Here is a 21,776-nt window from a genome sequence, read left to right on the forward strand (position 1 = left end):
AAGAAACGCTGTCTTCCTTGCTCTTGTCACTAATAATAAATCTGATAAGCTAATTATGTAAGATATTTTTCAGTAAGCTTTGCTGCATTTAAACTAGCTTTGGCAATTTTCAGTACAAAAGGTCTAGCTTTCTATCCTTGCCTCTCGCTCTCACGCCGTCTTAAACGATAATTTAGATGTGTGGTCAGCTTATTCAAACTGCAGCCAGAGGTAAAAGGGGTCAGAAAACATCAGCCGATTTATGAGATTGACTGCCAAATTTTTTGAGACTAGGTCAGTAAATTGGTGCTTAAAAATCTTCAAAAATTTAAAATTTTCCAGTGGGTAAGAGGAAAAATTGAGGACAAATGTATGTCTCAAAAAGAAAAACTTGAATAATAGAAATTTAAAATTTTTTGGCAGCTGATGGGTACACTGAAACTATAGACAGGCCGTTCCTAGCCTCGATCACCAACTCTCTCTAAAACCAATTACAAAAACTTTCATCACACAGGAAGACTACTCGTGCTATACCTTGCAGAAGTAAAAAAACAGACTAGAGGTTTTATCAGCGGTTACAAAACCGAATTGAAACTATTGGCCTGTCAGCATAAAGATCAGACGTGGAGTGCCATAGCGGGAAACGATATTTTAACCTGCGACGAAACTAACTCCATAGGAGAAGGTGCGCTTCTCTTGGTGAATTTGAGCGATAATCGTCAACTGCAAGGAAAACCGGAATTAGCGGGAGCGGAGATCGTGCGACAACTGCAAAAGATTTCCCGTTTGATCGAACGCAATAAGGAAGATCAAGAGAAAATCGCTCAGTGGAAACAATCCCTCACCTATCAAAGCGAGATTCTCAACCGCCAGAAAATGGAAATGGAGGAAAGAATTGAGCAAATTGAGCGCATAGAAGTAGAATTCGATTATTTAGAGGGCAAAAAACAAGAACTGGAAAACCTAAAACAACAATTGATAGAGCAACAGCGACACCTGGAAGAAGAACAAATAAATTTCAACTCCTTCCCCAATCTTTCCCCAGAACAACAACAATTTATTCGCTCTCTAGCGGAGAGTTTAGCCAATAATCACGATCTGGGTAATTCTCCCTCACAAATTCTCTATTCAACTCTTGAATCTGTGCAGGGACAACAGACAATTTTAAATAGTTGTTGGCAAAGTTTAGAGGAGCAGAAAAAAGCTGTAGAAAATCGCCAGGTCGTCAACGAACAAATGCTCAATCATCTCAAACAAAGAGCCAGGGAATTAAAGACAAGTCGCAGTGTTTTGGAAACAGCGAAAATACAACTACAAATACAAGAAACTGTTCTGAGTCAAAAACAGGAATTATTCGATCACCTTAACCTCACCCTACAAACCACTGATTCTACTCGACAAATGCTCCTTCGTCTCGCCCAAGCAGCAGACCTAGATTTTGATGGTAAAATCGATCTAGAAGCTCTTGAAAAAATGCCTTTAGAAAAATTGGAGAGCTTAGTTAACAATTTACAAACAGACCTCGATCGCTTGGAAATTTTTGTCAACGACCAAGAGGAAGAATTAACTCTCCAATCTCAAACCGTGGAAGAATTAGAGGCAAGAATGGCCACAATAGATGAATCCCAGCGAGCTAATTTAGAGGCGGAATTAGCCGAGGAACAGGAGAGAAAAGGAATGCTGGCAGAAACTTTGTTCGGACAAAGACGGAATCTTCGGGAAAGGCAAGCTATTTGCTCTCAACATCTGAAAATTCTGCAACGCAGACAGGGAATTTTATCCCCAGAAGATGCCCAAAAATGTAGCTTTGAACCAGTGTTAATTCTCCTGGAGGATAGTTATCAAAATAATCTCCAAGAAAGTCAACGTTTAGCCGCAGAAATCAAGGAGCTACAAGAGGATTTACAAAAAAACAGAGATACTATTGATGAGCAATGCTCGGATTTAGAGCAAAAAACTCGTGAATTTGAAGAACAGGAGCGACAATGGCGCGATGCTAATCTGGCATTAGTGCGTTTAAAAACTCAGATGCAACAGTACGAAACTTTTCTGCAACCCGTGCAGGATCATCTCGATCAAATCCATCAAAAACTAGAAAATATCTCCCATTGGTTTATACCTATGGAATCTAATGTTATTGCATATCATTAAGCTATTAACAGTTAGGCTTATATTAGGGCTTACTGAACAAATAATACAGGGTAATTCAGAAAAAGATTTCTCCCTTCTTGCCGATAACTTTTATAGCTTTTTATCTATGGATAAAATAATTTAGATCAATTTAACTCTAGGTTAGATGTGGTATAGACTAGGATTAGTAATTTATACTCAGATAGCTATGAGACAATCCGATCGAGAAATAATAATTCTAGCGGCTGTGGCCTCCCTCTTAGCGGTGGTGGCGGAAGTAGCGATCGCTTTTTAGATAAAAAAAACTGATTTATGGGGTTAAATTCTGCCAAAATTGACAATCAATGCCGAGCAAAGATATCGATAGAATGCTCGTAACAGGGGCGGCAATTGCGATCGCCTCGATCGGGGAAATCAAAGCATGAGTGTTAGTGTAACGGGTCAGGTAAAAAGAATCGAAATAGGCACGGGAACTTGGGCATTAATTGCCGATAACGGTCAAACCTACGAATTAATGGAACCGACCGCCGAATTAATTCAAACAAGGGCAAAAGTGACAGTTATAGGTCAAATTCGCTCGGATGTGATGACTCTGGCCATGATCGGGCCAATTTTACAAGTGACCTCCTTTCAATCCCTGCCATGAAGCCGCAAAATACCGTTTAAAAACGGGCAAAAACCGCTTTTTAAGCCTGTAATCTCGAAAAATTGCCGTAATTGTCCCTCAGCTATACGAGAAAGAAAAATTGTCAAGAAGACCCTAATGGTTGATTTTTTCGAGAATAATCGGGAAATTTTGAATAATCATACTACAATAGACAGCAACTTTGTCTTAGGAACATCGGAATCACCTAAACCGATCTATCTGATTGGTTTAACTCGTAGTTACCTAAGTTGGCGTGAGGAGTGGACTGAATGAATTTGCGCGATAATGCTTTAACGATTCTGCAAGAAACGAGTCGAACTTTTTATATTCCCATAAGTCGTTTACCGGATCGTCTGCTCGAGGCAGTAGCCTCAGCTTATCTCTGTATGAGGGCGATCGATGAAGTAGAAGACCATCCAGACCTAGATAACTTCAGTAAAGCCCAGATATTAAGACAAATTAGCCTGAATTTACAAGCAGGTACCCAAAATTCTACCAAAGAGGATTTTACTTTTGGCTTAGTCCATCGGGAGATTTTGCCGGAAGTCACCCTGAGAATTGGCGAATGGGCAATGTTAGCACCGGATTCGATCGCCCCCCGGGTTTGAGATGCCACGGCGGCCATGGCCGATCGCATGGCCTACTGGGCCGGGAATAACTGGGATATTCGCACAGAAGTGCAATTAGATCAATATACCTTTAGTGTGGCCGGTGCCGTGGGTTTATTGCTGTCTGACCTCTGGAATTGGTACGACGGCACCGAAACTAATCGCAGTTATGCCCTCGGTTTTGGTCGGGGTTTACAAGCGGTTAATATTGCCCGCAACCATGGCGAGGATCTGCGCCGGGGGGTAAGTTTTCTGCCCCAAGGTTGGACAATTAGTGATATTCATAATTATGCCCGTCGTAATCTGAAATTAGCCGATTATTACACTCAATCGCTGCCCCAAGGGCCAGCACTCGATTTTTGTAAGATTCCCCTCGCTTTAGCCCATGGCACTCTCGAAGTCCTAGCTTTAGGTAAGGAAAAACTCAGCCGCAGCGATGTCATCGCTTTGGTACAACAAATTACCCGTTAGAGGAAATCACAATTAAAATTGCCCACGATCGCTCTTCCAAAGTCAGGAATCACAAGCGTGGGCAAAAAACTGCCGGAGTTCAGTAACTTAGAACAAACCGAGAGTTAAAGATATATCGATGGGGAAAGTGGCACCAATACCTAACCAGATCGTGACCACAGTACCAAATAGGAAGATAGCGGTAGCGACGGGACGACGGAAAGGATTTTGGAATTTATTGACGCTTTCAATAAAAGGAACTAACATCAAGCCTAGGGGAACGCCAGCCATGCAAGCGATACCTAAGAGTTTGTTAGGAAGAATACGGAGAATTTGGAAAACGGGATAAAGATACCACTCTGGCAGAATTTCTAGGGGAGTAGCGAAAGGATCGGCAGGTTCACCGATCATGGTGGGATCCATAATCGCTAAACCGGTGCAGAGTCCGATCGTACCAAAGATAACCACCGGGAAGACATAGAGCAGATCGTTAGGCCAAGCGGGTTCACCGTAGTAGTTGTGACCCATCCCTTTAGCCAACTTAGCGCGCAGAGCGGGATCGCTGAGATCGGGCTTTTTTAATGTGGACATGGATAATGTCTCCTAAAAATGATTTCGGATCGACAGAGATATTTTTCTGAATTATAGAGGCCCAGAAATGCCTTGTTTACGGATCATCAAGAAATGTAGCAACATGAAGACCGCGATCGACCAGGGTAGTACAAAAGTATGTAAGCTGTAGAAACGGGTTAAAGTTGCTTGACCGACGCTTTCGCTACCGCGCATCAGGGTGACGAGTTGATCACCGACGACGGGAATAGCAGCAGGTACACCGGAAACAATTTTAACCGCCCAGTAACCCACCTGATCCCAGGGTAAGGAGTAACCGGTGACACCGAAGCTAACGGTGATTACGGCCAGGACAACCCCAGTTACCCAGGTTAATTCGCGAGGTTTTTTGAATCCACCGGTCAGGTAAACGCGGAAAACGTGCAGGATCATCATTAAGACCATCATACTGGCGGACCAGCGATGGATAGAACGAATTAACCAGCCAAAGTTAACTTCGTTCATGATGTACTGTACGGAGGAGAGGGCCTCTGCTACAGTGGGTTTGTAGTAGAAGGTCATGGCGAAACCAGTGGCAAACTGGATCACGAAGCACACAAGGGTGATGCCACCCAGACAGTAGAAGATATTGACGTGAGGGGGAACGTATTTGGTGCTGATATCATCAGCGATCCCTTGAATTTCTAAGCGTTCCTCAAACCATTGATAGGCTTTAGAATCCGTTACTTGTTTGGTAAACATCGCGTAACCAGTAAGAAAAATGAAAGATTTAATGTGTGACCTTTAAAAAATGTAACACAGTTTTCAGGTCTAATTCTCGCTCCGGTCAGGTTTCTCCACCGGTGGGGATCGATTGGCGATCGCTAGGGACGAAAAACGGCTAACTTCCTAAAATTTCCCTTAAAATGTCTCCTAGACTACAAAAAATCAGGCCAATTGTCCGACACTGGGAATAGGTAAGGTATGAAATGAGGTCAGCGTGCTATTAAATACCTACGATCCCGAAGGCTTCTACGACGAACTATTCTTAGATGATGGTCAACCTCGTCCCCACTCGTCCCCTTTAATCAAATGGTTGCAGAATCTGCCGCCCCGAGAACTTCAACAACACCGGGAAACGGCTCAGTCGGCCCTGTTTGAATTGGGGGTGACTTTCAATGTCTATAGCGACAATCAAGGGGTGGAAAAAATCTTTCCTTTTGATATTATTCCCCGAATTGTCTCGGCTGAGGACTGGGATTATTTAGAAAGAGGACTGAAACAACGCATCAAAGCTCTCAATCTTTTTCTCTCCGATATCTACAATGACCAGTTAATCATTAAAGATGGTATTATTCCCCCCGAATTAATCGCCTCGGCGACGGGATTTCTGAAACCCTGTGTGGGACTGAAACCCGCCGGAGGTATCTGGTGTCACATCACGGGAACCGATTTAGTCCGCGATAAAGATGGTCAATGGTACGTTTTAGAGGATAATTTGCGGGTTCCTTCCGGTATTTCCTATGTCCTCGAAAATCGTCGGGTAATGAAAAGCACTTTCCCCGATATTTTCCAGACAATGAATGTTAAACCGGTGGATGATTATCCTTCCCATCTGTTGGAAACTCTCCTCAATTTAGCCCCAGCCCAATTACCTAATCCCACCGTGGTGGTTTTAACCCCCGGAACCTATAATTCTGCCTACTTTGAACATTCTTTTATTGCCCAACAAATGGGGGTAGAATTAGTGGAAGGGCGTGATTTAGTTGTCTTTGATGGTTATCTACAAATGAAAACCACCAAGGGATTAAGACGGGTAGATGTGGTCTATCGTCGCCTCGATGATGACTTTTTAGATCCGGCGGTTTTTCGTCCCGATTCGATGTTAGGTGTACCCGGATTATTAAAAGTTTTCCAGGAAGGTCGCGTCGCTTTAGCTAATGCTCCGGGTACGGGAGTCGCCGATGATAAGGTTATTTATGCTTTTGTCCCCGATATGATTCGTTATTATCTGGGAGAAGAAGCGATTTTAAATAACGTTCCTACCTATCTTTGTTGGCGAGAAAAGGACTTAGATTATGTCTTAAATAATCTCGATAAGTTAGTTGTGAAAGCCGCTAATGAGTCGGGAGGTTATGGGATGTTAGTCGGTTCTCAAGCTACCCCCGAACAAAGGGCAGAATTTGCCCCACGCATTGCTGCTAATCCCCGCAATTATATCGCTCAACCGGTGTTAAGTCTTTCTAGGGTTCCCACTTTAATTGACACGGAAGTTGAAGGTCGTCATGTGGATTTACGTCCCTATATTCTCCATCGTGGCGATGAAATTTATGTGCATCCAGGGGGGTTAACTCGCGTGGCTTTGAAAAAGGGTTCTTTAGTGGTTAATTCCTCTCAAGGTGGTGGCAGTAAAGACACTTGGGTTTTAACCAAGTAATCAGGACAATAATCAAAATTTTGGTGGGTTACTAACCCACCCTACCCTTTTCTTTTTCCTTTTCACTTTTTCCCAGTTAATTATGCTTAGTAGAGTTGCTGATTCAATTTATTGGTTAAATCGCTATATTGAACGGGCAGAAAATGTCGCCCGGTTTATGGATGTTAATCTTAATTTAATGTTAGATGTACCTACCAGCGTTTTGCAACAGTGGGAACCTTTGGTTTTAACCACGGGAGATTTAGAACAATTCAAGAAACGTTACGGCACAGCCACCGCAGAAAATGTGATCAATTTCTTGACATTTGACACGGAATATAGTAACTCAATTATCTCTTGTTTGCGCTGGGCTAGAGAAAATGCTCGGTCAGTTCGCGAGATTATTTCTTCGGAAATGTGGGAACAGGTTAATGGTTTTTTCTTGATGGTAAAAGATGCTTCCTCTTACCATCCTCAAACTACTTTACCGAACTTTTTTACCCAAGTTAAATTGGCTAGTCACCGTTTTGCGGGGGTAATGGATGCAACGATGACTCATAATGAAGGTTGGCATTTTGGCGTTATGGGAAGATTACAGGAACGCGCCGATAAAACCGCCAGAATTCTTGATGTTAAATACTATTATCTCTTACCTTCCGCTCAATGGGTAGGAACTTCTCTAGACCAAATTCAATGGATTGCTTTACTGCGGTCGGTGAGTGCCTACGAAATGTATCGTAAATGTCAACGACGGATTACTCCTAGTGACGTGGCCGAATTTTTAATTCTTAATCGAGAATTTCCTCGTTCAATTCACTTTTGTCTGCGGGAATTAGACCACTGTTTGCATCAAGTTACCGGTACTCCTGTAGGAACTTGGGGCAATTCGGTAGAAAGAAGTTTAGGGCGACTTTGTGCCGAAATGAGTTATCTAACTATCGAGGATGTTATTGAAATGGGATTGCATGAATTCCTCGACCATATTCAAAAAAGAGTTAATGATGTGGGAATAAAAATGACAGAAACTTTCTTTGTTTTTAATCCCGAACTTGCCTCACCTCTGCCAGTAAATAACTTTCAATATCAATCCCAATTAACAACTTAATGCGTTATCACATTCGGCATCAAACCAACTATTTCTATAATCAACCCGTGATTTTATCGCCTCATCTGCTGCGCTTGCGGCCAAAATCCGATGGTGGGCAAACTTTGCGAGAGTTCACGCTCAAAATTAACCCAGAACCTTTAACAATAACTAATATTATCGACCTCGATGGTAATTCTTGTTTACAAATTTGGTTTAATCAACCGACGGAAGAATTATTGATTGATGTGGTCAGTGAAGTGGAAACCCATGGGGTTAATCCTTTTCAGTATTTGTTGGAACCTTGGGCGACCTGTTTACCCTTTGATTATCCTATTTCTCTCCACAGTCAATTACAACCCTACAGACAATTCTATGGGTTAAATAATGACCCTGATATGGCAGCATTAGCCCAAGAAATTATGCAGGAAACTGAGGGACAGGTGCTATCTTTCCTGTTTAATCTTAATGACAAAATTTACCGCAATTGTCAGCAAATTATTCGTCTTACTGGAGAACCCTATCTACCCGGAAACACTTGGAAAAATAAGCAGGGTTCCTGTCGCGATTTTGTGGTTTTATTTATGGATGTGTGTCGCTGTGTGGGATTAGCTTCCCGTTTTGTCAGTGGCTATCAAGAAGGAGATTTAGACCAAGAAGAAAGACATTTACACGCTTGGGTAGAGGTGTATTTGCCGGGGGGCGGCTGGAAAGGCTATGATCCTAGCCATGGATTAGCGGTGAGTGACCGTCATATTAGCCTCGTTTCTAGTCCAATTCCCCGTTATTGCGCGCCGGTAGAGGGAAATGCTCGACCTGTTAGTCTCGGTCATCAAGTGATAGAATCTCAGCTATCATCGACAATTGCGCTCGATTTGTTATCTTGAGGGTGATTGTTTATTGGAGTTACTAATATGTTAGAAATGGCGCAAGTTTGGACTAAAAAAAAGTGCGGCAAGTCGATGCTATAGCCCTAACTAGAACTGCGCTAAAGCGCAACTACAAACCTATCAGAAGCCTAATGTTTTCAAAATTATCGGTAAGGCTTTTTGACAGGCTTGGGCAAGTTTGCTGGCAGGTTCCAAAGCTTTAGCAATTGTTTCGAGAAAATTAACCGCTCGTTGGGCTTTCTTTTGCAGTCCGGCATCATCAGGATTTTGACTAGCTTGGGCAATCTTTTTCACTTGGTTGGCGGCTTCGGCTTTTTCTTCTTCATCTAAATGGCTGTCAATTTTAATCGCCTGGGTTAGTTCTTGCAGTAAGGCTTTGAGTTGGGCATTTTCTGGGGAAGCATCGGCCGCAATTTGGTTAATGGTATTGGTTACATCGCCGATGATTTCGCCGAAATTGACGGCGGAATTATTAATATCGCGGATGGTGATATTTGGAGAACTGTCGTTACTGTGGCTCATGGCTTTTGCTTCTACATGGATGGGACGGTTGGCGAGGGTTTTGGTAATTTCCATCATATCAACACTTTGTTGGCGATAGATGGCAATTTCTGTCTCTTTGGCGGTGAGTTGTGCCTTATATTGGGCTTCGATGGCTGCGAGTTGTAGTTGATAATTTTGGTTAAATTCTTGATGAATTTTCTCTTTATCAGTATCGGGCGGTAAATGGACTTTTACCACTATCACCCCATCCCCTTTATTGGCAATGCTCTGCACCTGAAGCGGCGTATCTTCATTCTGCACTTGTACTATTTTTAAGGCGGCAATGAAAGCTTTCCAATCTACCCCATTGCGGAAAATGAGGTCAACGGTGTCGAACATTTCGGCAAATAATTTAGTAAATTCGCCCGGTTGAAATTCGCCACTGCTGGGGCGGCGCTCTTTTTGCCCATTAAGCAGATAAATGTACTGGCAGTCCACCTCATCCAGTTGGGTGGTGGCATCAATATTCCAATTTTCCACGCAAGCACCCGTCAGAGTAGCATGGCGCAAATCGGTATTGACGGCGTTGACTTCGGTGAGGTTTGCCCCCGCAAGGTTGGCGTATTGCAAGCTGGCTTCACTGATATTCGCTAGGCGCAAGTTGGCAGCTTGCAGGTTTGCCCCCTCCAGGTATGCCCCCCGTAAATTGGCTTGGGCAAAGTCTTTTCCGCTTCCGGTGCGGGAATCAATCAAAAATTCTCTAATTTGGGGATTGGCTAATAAGGTATTGCCGGGGCGGGCTAATTCCAATTTAATTGCTTGTTTAAAAATTGTTTTATTCAAGATTGCCTGATTAAAATTGGTACTTTTTAAGGTGGCTCCTGTAAAATCCGCCTCGGTTAAATTGGCTTGAAAAAAGGATGTGCCACCAATGGCAGCAAAGGCTATCACAATTTTACGCAACCAAGGATCGCGGTGTTCTTGTTTAAGGGTCAGCCAACCGAGCCAACAGAAAAATAATGTCAAGGCTACGGCTACGACTACGGCTTCGGCTAGGGCTCCGGCTACGGCTCCGGCTAGGGCTAGGGCTCCGGCTAGGGCTCCGGCTAGGGCTCCGGCTCCGGCTAGGGCTAGGGCTAGGGCTCCGGCTCCGGCTACGGCTCCGGCTACGGCTAGGGCTCCGGCTCCGGCTCCGGCTCCGGCGAAGGCGAAGGCTACGGCTAGGGCTACGACTACGGCTAGGGCTCCGGTTTCGGCTCCGACTCCGGCTAAGCCTACGGCTACAATTCCGACTTTGACTCCGAGGAAGACTCCGACTGAGGCGAAGACTCCGACTGAGGCGAAGGCTCCTGCTACGGTCAAAATATTTTTGCGCCAAGCAATGTGGAAAGTGGAGATGAGAAAAATTAAGGTGAACCAACCAGTAACTTGGTGTTCTGGATTGGAATAAAAAATTAAGCTCACCATATAACCGACGAAGGCGGAGAAAAAACTCGAAATCACAATTAACACCAAAGCCAACCCCAGCAAAATCAGCAGCGACCGCTTCGGTAATCCCGCCTTCGCCCAGGTAAACTTCGTCCCCGTCAAATTCGCCCGACTAAAATTTGCCCCGCGTATATCACAACCACTGAAATCCGCCCCCGCTAAGTCCGCACTGCGAAAGTTACCACCCCGCAAGGATTCCCCCCGGAAATCCCGCCGCCCGTTTTTGTACTGTTCAATAACTGCCGCTGCCTTCATCGCCTACGAAATTGCCATACTATGCCCTCAATCTTACTGCAAGTCAGAAAGCGGGTTTCCTGAGAGAATCCGATTGATAATCGCATCCCACTAAGCGCTTCGGGATTCTTGGTTCAACGAGTCCACGTTCAAAAACCTGGCATTTTTATGGGCAATCGTGTCAGGTTCCACACCTCACGTTCTAGAATATATCTGGATTTCCCCCATAGATATCTACTACAATAGCCGAAAACTGGCTCTTCTGGTGTTTATGTGGAAGGAAGAAGAATAGGGATAATTTCGGTGCATCTCAATTTGGTGGAAATATCTAGAGGACGTTTTGGGCGCACGCAACTACGTTTACCCTTCTGAGTATGAATTTTATCTGCAATCACCCCTCGATCGAGCATTGTTTAAAACAACAATTAATTAATCTTTTTCCAGAAAACAACCATAAATTAACTTTCTATCGTTGCCAAAAAACTGATAGTATCCTCTATCGTTCACCTCTGTTTTATTATTTTACACCCGCTCAATGTCAAACCATATTTAACCATTTAATCGCCCTTTTTCCACAAATTCAGCTTAGGGAAGGATGGCTAGAATTATTATTAGATCAGCAATTTTTGTCCTTTTGGTTACTGAAACTAAACGATTTAATTGATAAATTTTTCTCTGATCAGCTTCCTCTCCATCCCGAAGGAGAATTTTTCTTTTTATTTCAATATACCCACGCTCGCTATTCTAGTTTGTTACAACTGCTCAATCGGGAAAAAATTAGATTAACCGAGTCAGAACTATTATCATGGCATCATCCCGCCGAAATAGCCTTAATCCTGCAAATTTTAACCGTTTGCGATTGTTGGGAAGGCCAGAAACTCTATCCCCTAACTGCGAATTTTTGCGAAGCGATGCTCAATTTTGAGCGTAACTGTCGCATTATCGGAGAATCGGCCCCAATTCAGCAATCGAGATTAATCCTGATTAGCGTCAGTCAAAAACTACTTAACCGTCTTCTCCGTCAAAAATGGCAACTGCTGCCGATGACGGAACTATAAAAATATTAACTTTTGTGAATTTAGTGGACAAAACCATCAGCTTATGATAGATTTTAATTAGTGTGAGGAGCGAACCAGAATAGAGAGCCGAGACGAAACATGGACAGTCGCCGGCTCTCTTTCTGTTGTTCAGGAATTATCTTTTTCTTGGCGATATTTAATAAAAGTGGGCAAATCAACCCGAAAAGAGGAATATTTCGGGGAAGGAGAGATGATAGGTGCGGGCCAATCCCTGTCTTTCTTATTTAAGGATTCTACTGGCTCAATAGTCTCTAATTCCGCTACAAAATCATCGATGGGAGCCACTTCATCGTTTTCTTGATTCTCTGTCTGAGACCAAGGCTCAATCGCAGCTGCCTTGTCAACAATGGCTAAATCTGGGGAAAAATTGCGATCGCTACCGCGCTGGAAATACTGGGCCAAGGCCGCTTTATACTGGAGGGTGTAGCGTTGCTGACGTTGGAGACGGGTGCGTAATTCCTGCAATTGCTGGTCATAGTTGCACAGTTTTTGGCTTTTTTCCTGATAACTTTCCTGAATTAAGGCACATTCTCGCTCTAAACGGGCTAATTGTTGGCGCGTGCGGGTCAATTCTGCGGTCAAATTGGCAATAATCATCGGTTGCCGTTGTTCTGCTTGACGATACTGTTCGATTTCTCCTAAAGCTCGCTGTAATTGTTGCTTTTCGTATTGCAGTTCCTCGTTTTGCTGCTGGATTAGGGTATCGCAACTTTGCCAGCGACGATGTTGCTCGGCTAACCGCGATCGCAGTTCCGCCAGAGCTTGCTCCCGTCGCCAGATCTCCGCTTGTAATTCTTGATTTTGTTGACGTAAATGAGAGGATAGAGCTGCCCAATCTGTCTCATCTGTTGATTGACTCTCATGCTCGACAATTTCAGCAGTGATGACAGTATCCGCATGGGTGAGATGATCGAGGTACAGGTCGGAATTATCGTTCATAAAAGCCAAAGGATGAGGAAACCTAGAAGTTTAGAGACGTTAAAAGCCTTCTATCGTTCCAAAAAAAAATGGGAACCGCATTGTTAGAGACTGCCGCGCGGTTCCACTGCCGATCCTTAAGAGGAGAACACTATAAATAACTATAAGCTTATTAGGAATTTTTGTCAATACTTAATGAGAAGTTTTTTCAATAAGTTGGAGAGGAGAGGGGAATCGACTAATTCCTAGATAGCTATAGTGCGGGGTATCTGGCCCGGATCCAGGGAAGAATTAGCCACAGCAAAATTGACACAAGCACTGGTCGAGCGGGTTAGCGGCTCGATATGCTTCAATAATCCTATAGTTTTTATTTTCCTTGTCGTATCATGCCACGTCCCCCGAAGAAAACCCCTAGCACCCCTGAACCTCCCGAAGAGCCAATTAAAACCACTCCTCCCCTACAACCTCTACAAATTATTAAAAAGGGTTCTAGGGCTGCAGTACCCCCCAAACCTCCAGAAACCCCTCCAGAAATAATTGAGGAAAAACCAGCCGAGGAAACGGTAAAATCAGCCAGTAGTGAGATAAAATCTCCTCTCCGTCCCCGTTTCGATTCGGCTCCTCCATTCCGAAAACCGATTCCCAAAGCAGAAATTCCCGTCATCGAAAAAGCGACGGGAGCTAATGGCGAAGTATTTAATCTGACCGATTCTGTCCTGATTACTGAACCTTTTGGTACTCGTATTCCTGCTATTATCGATAGTTTTTATGCCGATGATCAAGGCGAAATCTGGGCGCGACTCAAACCAGTGGAAGTTAATCCCGATTGTCGCTGGGAACAGGCCTGTATTCGCTCTCAGGGTTTGGTAAAAGCCGAGTAAGACAGTTATCAGTTATCAGTTATCAGTTATCAGTTATCAGTTATCAGATTTGAGTTTTAAGTGTGCAGTAAGCTGTTCGTAATTTAAATTGCGTTAACAGAATTACCCTTGTTTTTCAACTTGCGATCCCACTTAATAATTAGACCTCCTTCATTTATAAAGTTGATGTAAAAGAGATTCTAATTCTTCAACTGATTTAAAAAGTCGATGAGCGATAAATTCTTTTGTCGAGTGCCAGAGCAATTCAATGATATTTAAATCTGGGCTATATGCGGGTAAACACTCTAAAATTAAGTTGGGCATATTTTCAGCAATTTTACCAACAACATCCGTTTTTTTGTGAACACTAGCATTATCGAGAATCAGGACAATCTTTCGACCCTTTTCTCGAAAATCCTCCTCTTTATTCCCCGCTTCCACCCATTCTTTAATGATTTTTGTATAAAAAACTTTTACCACTTCATAAAAAGTTTCTCAATTTCCTTTTTTGATGAATTCTACGAATCTTTTTTTATCGGAATATCTCACTCCTCCCATCCCATTTACTCGACCACCTCTTCTTTGTCCGCTAACTTTTTTTTTGCTTTTTTTCCCCATGTTTTTCTTCTCATGACTCTTAAACTATAGCTTTTTTCAGTCTGCTGAGGTACAAAAGTTATGGGCTTTAGACGAAAGGAAAGAAGAATAGGTGTACCTCACTAGCTTAAGAAACGCTATATCTGGACTTCCCCGTTGACAAAAGGCCATAACCTATGCTGTAGGAGGGATTAAGAGAATTTCCGCCGCCCCGTTACTGGGTACAAATCAGGGAAACTCCCAATAAATCTAACGCTTTTTGTTGCAGTTGGGTCGGTCGAGTTATCTTAGAAAAACGATAACTTCCCTCCCTAATCGTACATTCCACTGTATTCAAGCAAATTGTCCCCAGGTCTTCCAACAAAGTCCGAAAGCTATGCACAGGGAGGTTCTCTTGATTCCGTTTTTTTCTCTCTTTAGACTGAGCGGATTCACTGCGACTCGCTTTAATCACATTCAGAGAACCATCATCAATTTCTTCATCCTCAAATAACAAAGGAGCCAAGCACTGTTTTAAATGCCATTCCACATAATAAGCCAACATACATAAAAAGATATGAGCTTTGACTCTATCACCCTTATAATGATATATAGGACGTACCTTTAAATCAATTGACTTATAACAGCGAAATGCCTCCTCCACTTGAGACAAACTTTTATAAGCTTTAACCGTCGTCGCTGCATCCATCAAAGTTGACTCCAGAGAAGTTCTTAACACATACACACCATCCAAAGCCGTTTCTTGAGCGATTAATTCCAGCTTACGCTGATAAGAAAAGCCTTCTTCTGTTATCTCTAAGTTATAGTATTTATTGACCTTAAACTGATTAAGAACCTTGCCCACTCTCAAAGCTATCTTATCTTGACCCTTTAAAGCTCTTTTCTCCCTTTGAGTCGCCTGAACAATCAAATCTAGTTCCTTCTCTACCGCTTCTAATAATGCCTCTCTTTGTAGTTGATTTTTCTGGGCGATTAAGGGATTCCGACAAGCAATTAATCTTTCATCGGGATAATCTTCACTCTCAAATTCCACCAAGTTTACCTGATCAAATAATCCTAATTGAATCACTTCTACCTCAGCCAGTTTCCGAATTTGAGGCTTAGTTAAACCAGTAATATAGTCTAATCCTTCTATGGGTTTTACTAATTCGTTGATTTTCGAGTTGGTTAAAATTCCTCTATCGCTTACCCAGACAACATTCTCAATCCCCCAACCCTTTCTGACTTTCTCAATTTGTCCGCTTAAAGTAGCACCGTCTGAAGTGTTTCCTTCAAATACTTCTACCGCTATCGGACAACCCTTGGCTGAACAGAGCAGACCAAAAACTATCTGAGTTTTCCCTTTCTTTTTATCTCGGTTATAACCATATTTTCCCAGTTCACAACCATTTCCTTCTAGGTAGGTAGAAGTGACATCATACAAGACTAATGTTCCTGATTCTAAGTGTTTAATTGCTAGGTGCTTCTCAATTTTCTCTTGTTTTTCTAATAACCAATCTAAGGCGTTATATAATTCGTCTTCATCGGCTTTCTCTAAGTCTAACAATTGTCCTAAACTCTGACTACAAGTCTCGCTATTAAACCCTCTCGCTGTGGCTAGTTTCGATTTAGGATTGATGATTCTTGCCACAATCATCGCCACCACTAAGTTTCTGATTCGTGAGGATTTTTCACTGATTATTTTATCTAAACCTAATTTTTTAATCGTCTCTAAAATAGCCATTACATGACCATGAGGAAGACTTCTAATCACTTCAAAATGATTGGGAATGCCTTCAGTCATGGACAGTGTTGCGCCTTTAAGAGCCAGTTTCAGATTGTCGATAATATCATCGGGTAATTTTGAGAGATTGGCCAGGGTTCTTTTTTTGACTTGATCTCCTTCTCGGTAGGACTCCCGAAGAAGAACGGCGGGGGGGGAATTACGGTTAGGAACTTTTTCTATATACATGGCTATCATTCTAGCAAATAGAGAGAATTCTTGTCCATTAAGAAATGTTACAAATTACATGGGTACATTAAGAAAAGTTAAGGGGCGTATCCATTGATGGATAAGGGTTTTCGGCTATTATAGTATATATGTATGGGGGAAGTTCAGCTATATTCTGAATGAAAACTTGAAGTTTTACTCTTAACTCAAAACTCTTTAGATATGCTTTAATTTAGTTATCAAAATCTCTTTATTTAAGCGGCACAAACTGTCTCAATTTTGATAATTGAGAATAAATTCTCCTTGATTTGATTAATGTTTGGCAACTTTTAAGAAGCGGCTATACCTATCCCTAACTCAAAGTTATATAAAGGTTTTGAGATTTATTCAGCCAACCCTATTTAATGATCGCTGCCCTTTTCCTGTACCGATCCTAACTGTTGACGCACATCATCGATCGCTAGATTTAACTGGGCAATTTTATCTTCTAAACTGCGGCGGGCCATTTCCATGCCTTCCTCGGGAGTCAAGCGCCCATGGCGGATACCCTCCACAAAGGACTGATTATCACCAGCTGCTAAACCGCGGCGGCTGCGATTAGCCAACACTGTCCCCAAAACACCGCCCACTAAACCACCGACAATCGCACCGGCTAAAAAACCGCCCGCAAACCCATCTCGCTGACTCATAATCCGTTTTTCTCCTAATAGGTTCCAAAAGCTCGATCGCCGGCATCGCCCAACCCCGGCACGATGTAACCACGGCTATTTAGTCCTTCATCGATAATAGCCGTATAGATGTTCAAGCTGGGATAATTTTGACTCAATTTCTGTAAAGCCGGCGGGGCAGCCACCACGGAAATCAGGCGAATTAGGGCAGGATCAACGCCTCTGCTGGTAATTTCTGCCATTGCCGTTGAAATTGATCCCCCCGTGGCTAACATCGGTTCGAGAATTAACACTCTCGTGGCCGGATCAAAACTAGCCGGTAATTTATTTAAATAACAACTCGCCTCTAGGGTTTCCTCATTTCTGGCTAAACCGAGATGATAGGTACTAGCTAGGGGTAAAAGACTTTGCGCCCCTTCCAACAGGGCTAATCCTGCGCGTAAAATCGGGACTACGGCGATCGGTACGCTAGGATCGATAAAAGTAGCGGGACATTCCGCTAGAGGGGTTTTAACGCTAGTTTCCAGGGTCGGCAGCCATTGCCGCGCCGCTTCGTAGGTTAACCAGCGCCCTAGTTCCGTCATCGCTGTTTTAAACAGTACCGGGGGGGTATTTTGATCGCGGGCGATCGCCAGCCAATGCTTAACCAGAGGGTGTTCGGGAACGTAGACGCGCAGTTGTAAAACCATGAAAACACGAGAACTCGATCGAGGGCTAAACTTTATCTTAAGCCAAAAAGCCATCAGCCCGGAATCAGTTATTAGTTTCTGAAGGCAAGGGGCGACAGGCACTCATGCAAAAGAAAGAATCTGGCAATTCTCCCACCTAAAAACAAGGGTAAAAACTAAGTAGGTAGGTATTGAAAACTTTCAGATGCCCCCCTTATTAAGGGGGGACTAAGGGGGGATCGGCACCCTCCTTAATAAGGGGGGGGATCGAACCTAAAATCCATTTTTAATTTAATTATAACCAGCCACCTAAGTACATCAAAGCTTTTAGCTTAACCAATTAGGTTTTAGATTCGGCCTTTGGTATCGGTTATCAGTTCACTGATGACTGAAAAAGCCCTTGTCAGAGGTCTGCCCGAATATGTAACAATTTATGGGAGAAACCCCCAGCAAATTTAACGAGAAAAACATGGCAGCTACAATTAAGAAAGGAGCTTTAGTCCGCGTGGTGACGGGAAACCTAGAAAATAGCCTCGAAGCCCTAGCCAGCGATCGCCGTTTACCCAGTTATATGTTCAACTCGACAGCAGAAGTCTTGGATGTAAAAGATGATTACGCTTTGATTAAATTCTATGTTCCTACCCCCAGTGTGTGGCTAAAGCTCGAACAACTGGAACCCGTCTGATGAGGATATTGCCTCATCCATAAATCATGGTTGACTTCTACGATACACTCATCCCCTGCCAATCGCCCCGAGTCTCGGTTATTGGTGCCGGTAACGTCGGACGCACCCTGGCCCAACGCATCGCCGAAAAAAACCTCGCCGATGTGGTTCTCCTCGATATCGTCAATGGTTTGCCCCAGGGTATTGCCCTAGATTTGATGGAAGCTCAGGGCATAGAACTGCACGACAGCGAGATTATTGGCACTAATAACTACGAAGACACGGCAGGCTCGGATATTGTCGTGATTACGGCTGGATTAGCCAGAAAACCGGGCATGAGTCGCGATGATCTCATGAATGTCAATGCTAAAATTGTCGTCGAGGCCGCCACTAAATGCCTCAAGTATTCTCCGGAAGCCATTTTTATTGTCATCACTAATCCCCTGGATGTGATGACCTATCTAGTCTGGCAATCGACCGGTTTACCCCCCCAAAGAGTGATGGGAATGGCCGGAGTCCTCGATTCTTCCCGTTTACAAACCTTTATCGCCATGGAATTGGGGGTTAGTACCGCCGACGTTCATGCTATGGTTTTGGGTGGTCACGGTGATTTAATGTTGCCCCTACCCCGTTACTGTACCGTCAGTGGTGTGCCGATTACCGAATTAATGGACGAGATAACAATTAACCGTTTAGTGGAGAGAACTCGCAACGGTGGGGCTGAAATCGTCAAATTACTGCAAACTGGCGGCGCTTATTATGCCCCTGCTTCCTCTGCCTGTACCATGGTCGAGACGATATTGAGAAATCAATCCCGTTTACTGCCGGCGGCAGCCTATCTTAAGGGTGAATACGGTTTACAGGATGTCTATCTGGGGGTTCCCTGTCGCCTAGGATGTCGGGGTGTGGAAAGTATTCTGGAAGTGCGTTTGACCGATGCTGAACGTCTGGATCTACACACTTCGGCTGCCTCAGTTCGTCAAAATGTTCATTTAGCTCTTGACAGTCTCAAGGTTTTGATGTAGTTAATACAACTCATATTTTAAGAGGGTACAGGGCAAAGAACCGTTATACAAGGGAGTGCGACGGGAAGAACGCAGACCGATTTGTTTAGTCAGTTCTTTGTTTCCCGATAAAATATAGGCTGTCCAACCCTTAAACCTCTGTTTTAAGACATCACCGAAGGATTTATATAAGGCCCCTAATTCTTCGGTATTGCCCAATCTTTTGCCGTAAGGGGGATTACAGAGAATAATCCCTCGATCGCTCGTCGGTTCTAAGTCGGTGATGCTTTGCAAGCTAAAATTAATATAGTCCTGCACTTGACAAAAATAGGCGTTATCCTCGGCCTGACGCAAAACCTCATAATCGGCATCACTAGCATAAATTGGCGCATTTAGCTGAAATTTTTGTTTTTCTTTAGCTTCCTGAAGCAAAGATTGCCATAAATCCGGTTGATAGTCTGGCCATTTCTGGAATCCGAACTGGGAACGGGATAAACCGGGGGCAATATTTAAAGCTTTTAACGTCGCTTCGATGACAATGGTTCCCGAACCACAGAAAGGGTCCAAAAGCACCATATCATCCTGCCATGCTGATAATTCTACCAAAGCAGCGGCAAGACTTTCCTTCAGAGGTGCGACTCCCATGGCCCGATGATACCCACGACGATGTAAACTGTGGCCAGAACTATCTAAACTAAGCACACAGCGATTTTTCTCGATATGAGCGTTAATTTGCAGGTCGGGGTTTTCTGTATCCACAAAGGAACGGGGATTGCCCTGTTGACGCTGTTGGTCGATAATAGCGTTTTTGATGCTTAAAGCAGTGTAATGGGTGTGATTGAGGCGATCGTTCGTTCCCGTACATTGTACCGCTAAAGTTTCCTCACTGCTGAGATAATCTCGCCAATCAATGGCTTGAATACCATCATACAGTTCCTTCCCATCCCCACAGGGAATTTCGGCAATGGGAACCAAAACCCGAAAAATAATTCTTGACCAAAGATTGACTCGATAGAGTAGGGCCAGATCTCCCTGAAAATGGACTCCGGTGAATACGGGTTTCACTTCTTTGGCCCCTAGGAATTCTAATTCCCTAGCGGCAATTTCTTCTAGTCCCCTAGCGGTGGTAGCAAAATAGGATCGAGTCATTTCAGTTATCAGTTATCAGTTTTCAGTTTTCAGTTATCAGGTTTCAGTTTTCAGTTATCAGGTTTCAGTGACTAGCGCTGGTCGTTGGTAGCTTGAAATCAGAAAGATTTTAATTTTTGTCCCCTTGTAAATTCCTATCTCATTCGTTCTTTCTTTATCTTGCAGTTAGTTGGCGATCAAATCAAGTTTTTGTTAGGAAATATTAAGGGTTTCTCTCAATCAAGACTAGACAGCATTCTCTGAGAAAATAATGTAGGCGCTCATCATCATTCTTCTCTCGAGTTGCCTGAGCTATATTTGCTAGTTCTGTTTCTCCTATCTCTATATTATCCAGCCAACGCTCAAAATCTCCTCTGTCCATGTGTTCTTTAAATTTATTGGGATTATCTATAGATAATTCGAGTAATTCTGGGATATTGTTAACGACTTTTACTTCACCATTGTCTAAGTTAAAGAGGTCATTCTGTTATTCTTACTTCCCCTCCCGACGACCGGCTACTGACTCCTGACGACCGACTCCTAACCCCACCAATAAACTTTTTGCCGTAAACCCTACTTAAGTAAGCTAAAACGGATTTTAACCGCCTATCCTTAGATTAGCTGTCTCGGAGTCTCGGAGTCTCGACTAGGAAATTAATTTTGCACGACTACTTAACTAACACTCCATTCAGAAAAATTTCGGCAATACCTTCGGCCATTTCTTGTAAAGCTAAGGGGGAAGCATTACTATCTAAAATAGTTTCACTAGAAAAACCGGCAATTGCGAACATTCCTAGAAAAACCTGGGCTACAATTTTCGGATTCATGGGACGATAGATACCACGATCGATCGCTGTTTGAAAAAAAGCCTCAGCCACATCGGTCATTTTAGCAATTACCTCCGATTGAATCCGCTCTTTTAATTCGGGGTGAAATTGTGCCTCTATAAAACAAACTCGCAATAAATCGCTATTTTCTCGCATTCTCAACACCCTACGTCGCATCACCTGCGCTACCGCTTTATAACTGCCCATTTCGCTCAATTCCGTCAGCAAGTCGGTGAGAATGTCCACCCATCCCCTAGTGGCCACTTCGATTAAAATCGCCTTTTTGTTGGGAAAATAACGAAATAAAGTTCCTTCTGCCACATTTGCTTTTCCTGCTAGGTCTTTGGTCGTGGTTCCTTCATAACCCTTAGCGGCAAATAAACGTAAAGCGGCCTGTAGAATACGACTACGGGTATCTTCTTCCCCAGAATTGGTCTCAGTTAGGGAACGTTGAAAAAGACTTTGCATAATTATTG

General features: G+C 43.3%; 19 protein-coding genes and 2 pseudogenes. 11 read left to right on the forward strand and 10 right to left on the reverse strand.

Annotation, left to right across the window (positions count from 1 at the left end):
* The first annotated feature begins 504 nt into the window (after window positions 1-504).
* From hmpF to ACQY1Y_RS21795, 4 genes and pseudogenes are all read left to right on the forward strand, one after another.
* On the forward strand, window positions 505-2,130 hold the full coding sequence (hmpF, locus tag ACQY1Y_RS21780) for a pilus motility taxis protein HmpF (RefSeq protein WP_002751694.1): 1,626 nt from the start codon (window positions 505-507) through the stop codon (window positions 2,128-2,130).
* A gap of 145 nt (window positions 2,131-2,275) precedes the next feature.
* A complete protein-coding gene (locus ACQY1Y_RS21785; RefSeq protein WP_257792579.1) occupies window positions 2,276-2,404 on the forward strand; it encodes a hypothetical protein in 129 nt (42 codons plus the stop codon).
* A gap of 126 nt (window positions 2,405-2,530) precedes the next feature.
* Entirely contained in the window at window positions 2,531-2,755 is a 225-nt protein-coding gene (locus tag ACQY1Y_RS21790) for a hypothetical protein (RefSeq protein ID WP_002738436.1), read from the forward strand.
* Window positions 2,756-3,024: 269 nt separating this feature from the next.
* A pseudogene (locus ACQY1Y_RS21795) lies at window positions 3,025-3,834 on the forward strand (squalene/phytoene synthase family protein).
* Window positions 3,835-3,921: 87 nt separating this feature from the next.
* On the opposite strand, the gene petD reads toward ACQY1Y_RS21795, so the two are convergent.
* Window positions 3,922-4,404 carry a cytochrome b6-f complex subunit IV gene (petD, locus tag ACQY1Y_RS21800; RefSeq protein ID WP_002738373.1) on the reverse strand — a complete coding sequence of 161 codons (483 nt, stop codon included), beginning with the start codon at window positions 4,402-4,404 and terminating at the stop codon, window positions 3,922-3,924.
* Window positions 4,405-4,455: 51 nt separating this feature from the next.
* On the reverse strand, window positions 4,456-5,124 hold the full coding sequence (gene petB / locus ACQY1Y_RS21805) for a cytochrome b6 (RefSeq protein ID WP_002738970.1): 669 nt from the start codon (window positions 5,122-5,124) through the stop codon (window positions 4,456-4,458).
* 238 nt (window positions 5,125-5,362) lie between these two features.
* On the opposite strand from petB, the gene ACQY1Y_RS21810 reads away from it, so the two are divergent.
* The 3 genes from ACQY1Y_RS21810 to ACQY1Y_RS21820 all read left to right on the forward strand — a co-directional run bounded on the left by ACQY1Y_RS21810 (window position 5,363) and on the right by ACQY1Y_RS21820 (window position 8,749).
* Window positions 5,363-6,799, forward strand: coding sequence for a circularly permuted type 2 ATP-grasp protein (locus ACQY1Y_RS21810; RefSeq protein WP_016516520.1), 1,437 nt, complete (start codon window positions 5,363-5,365; stop codon window positions 6,797-6,799).
* 82 nt (window positions 6,800-6,881) lie between these two features.
* Complete coding sequence (locus ACQY1Y_RS21815; RefSeq protein WP_002751685.1) at window positions 6,882-7,883, forward strand: alpha-E domain-containing protein; 1,002 nt, start codon at window positions 6,882-6,884, stop codon at window positions 7,881-7,883.
* Complete coding sequence (locus ACQY1Y_RS21820) at window positions 7,883-8,749, forward strand: transglutaminase family protein (protein WP_002794786.1); 867 nt, start codon at window positions 7,883-7,885, stop codon at window positions 8,747-8,749. Before ACQY1Y_RS21815 ends, ACQY1Y_RS21820 begins: the two co-directional genes overlap by 1 nt.
* A gap of 123 nt (window positions 8,750-8,872) precedes the next feature.
* Here ACQY1Y_RS21820 and ACQY1Y_RS21825 read toward each other — a convergent pair whose 3' ends face one another.
* Entirely contained in the window at window positions 8,873-10,978 is a 2,106-nt protein-coding gene (locus tag ACQY1Y_RS21825; protein WP_430013557.1) for a pentapeptide repeat-containing protein, read from the reverse strand.
* A gap of 353 nt (window positions 10,979-11,331) precedes the next feature.
* On the opposite strand from ACQY1Y_RS21825, the gene ACQY1Y_RS21830 reads away from it, so the two are divergent.
* Window positions 11,332-12,015: a DALR anticodon-binding domain-containing protein gene (locus ACQY1Y_RS21830; RefSeq protein ID WP_190537567.1), complete on the forward strand. Its 684-nt coding sequence runs from the start codon at window positions 11,332-11,334 to the stop codon at window positions 12,013-12,015.
* A gap of 129 nt (window positions 12,016-12,144) precedes the next feature.
* Here ACQY1Y_RS21830 and ACQY1Y_RS21835 read toward each other — a convergent pair whose 3' ends face one another.
* Window positions 12,145-12,975, reverse strand: coding sequence for a hypothetical protein (locus ACQY1Y_RS21835; protein WP_002751676.1), 831 nt, complete (start codon window positions 12,973-12,975; stop codon window positions 12,145-12,147).
* A gap of 365 nt (window positions 12,976-13,340) precedes the next feature.
* Here ACQY1Y_RS21835 and ACQY1Y_RS21840 point away from each other — a divergent pair, with 365 nt between their 5' ends.
* A complete protein-coding gene (locus ACQY1Y_RS21840; protein ID WP_002778834.1) occupies window positions 13,341-13,835 on the forward strand; it encodes a hypothetical protein in 495 nt (164 codons plus the stop codon).
* 83 nt (window positions 13,836-13,918) lie between these two features.
* On the opposite strand, the pseudogene ACQY1Y_RS21845 reads toward ACQY1Y_RS21840, so the two are convergent.
* The 4 genes and pseudogenes from ACQY1Y_RS21845 to upp form a co-directional block, all read right to left on the reverse strand.
* Window positions 13,919-14,470: pseudogene (locus tag ACQY1Y_RS21845) on the reverse strand (IS630 family transposase); the annotation flags it as partial.
* A gap of 155 nt (window positions 14,471-14,625) precedes the next feature.
* Entirely contained in the window at window positions 14,626-16,362 is a 1,737-nt protein-coding gene (locus ACQY1Y_RS21850; protein ID WP_430014641.1) for an IS1634 family transposase, read from the reverse strand.
* A gap of 380 nt (window positions 16,363-16,742) precedes the next feature.
* The gene (locus ACQY1Y_RS21855; protein WP_430013558.1) at window positions 16,743-17,030 is read right to left on the reverse strand and encodes a hypothetical protein; all 288 of its coding nucleotides are present in this window, start codon (window positions 17,028-17,030) and stop codon (window positions 16,743-16,745) included.
* Between the two features lie 14 nt (window positions 17,031-17,044).
* Window positions 17,045-17,698 carry a uracil phosphoribosyltransferase gene (upp, locus tag ACQY1Y_RS21860; RefSeq protein WP_046663119.1) on the reverse strand — a complete coding sequence of 218 codons (654 nt, stop codon included), beginning with the start codon at window positions 17,696-17,698 and terminating at the stop codon, window positions 17,045-17,047.
* 448 nt (window positions 17,699-18,146) lie between these two features.
* On the opposite strand from upp, the gene ACQY1Y_RS21865 reads away from it, so the two are divergent.
* Entirely contained in the window at window positions 18,147-18,362 is a 216-nt protein-coding gene (locus ACQY1Y_RS21865; protein ID WP_002758722.1) for an NAD(P)H-quinone oxidoreductase subunit O, read from the forward strand.
* A 26-nt stretch (window positions 18,363-18,388) separates the two neighbouring features.
* Complete coding sequence (mdh, locus tag ACQY1Y_RS21870; protein ID WP_002738829.1) at window positions 18,389-19,366, forward strand: malate dehydrogenase; 978 nt, start codon at window positions 18,389-18,391, stop codon at window positions 19,364-19,366.
* Here the strand turns inward: mdh and ACQY1Y_RS21875 are convergent, their stop codons facing one another.
* Window positions 19,367-20,494: a THUMP domain-containing class I SAM-dependent RNA methyltransferase gene (locus ACQY1Y_RS21875; RefSeq protein WP_103112702.1), complete on the reverse strand. Its 1,128-nt coding sequence runs from the start codon at window positions 20,492-20,494 to the stop codon at window positions 19,367-19,369.
* Window positions 20,495-21,141: 647 nt separating this feature from the next.
* The gene (locus ACQY1Y_RS21880; RefSeq protein WP_002747032.1) at window positions 21,142-21,768 is read right to left on the reverse strand and encodes a TetR/AcrR family transcriptional regulator; all 627 of its coding nucleotides are present in this window, start codon (window positions 21,766-21,768) and stop codon (window positions 21,142-21,144) included.
* Window positions 21,769-21,776 lie beyond the last annotated feature (8 nt).

Source organism: Microcystis ichthyoblabe FBCC-A1114 (genome assembly GCF_050500245.1).
GTDB classification, from domain to species: Bacteria; Cyanobacteriota; Cyanobacteriia; order Cyanobacteriales; family Microcystaceae; genus Microcystis; species Microcystis ichthyoblabe_A.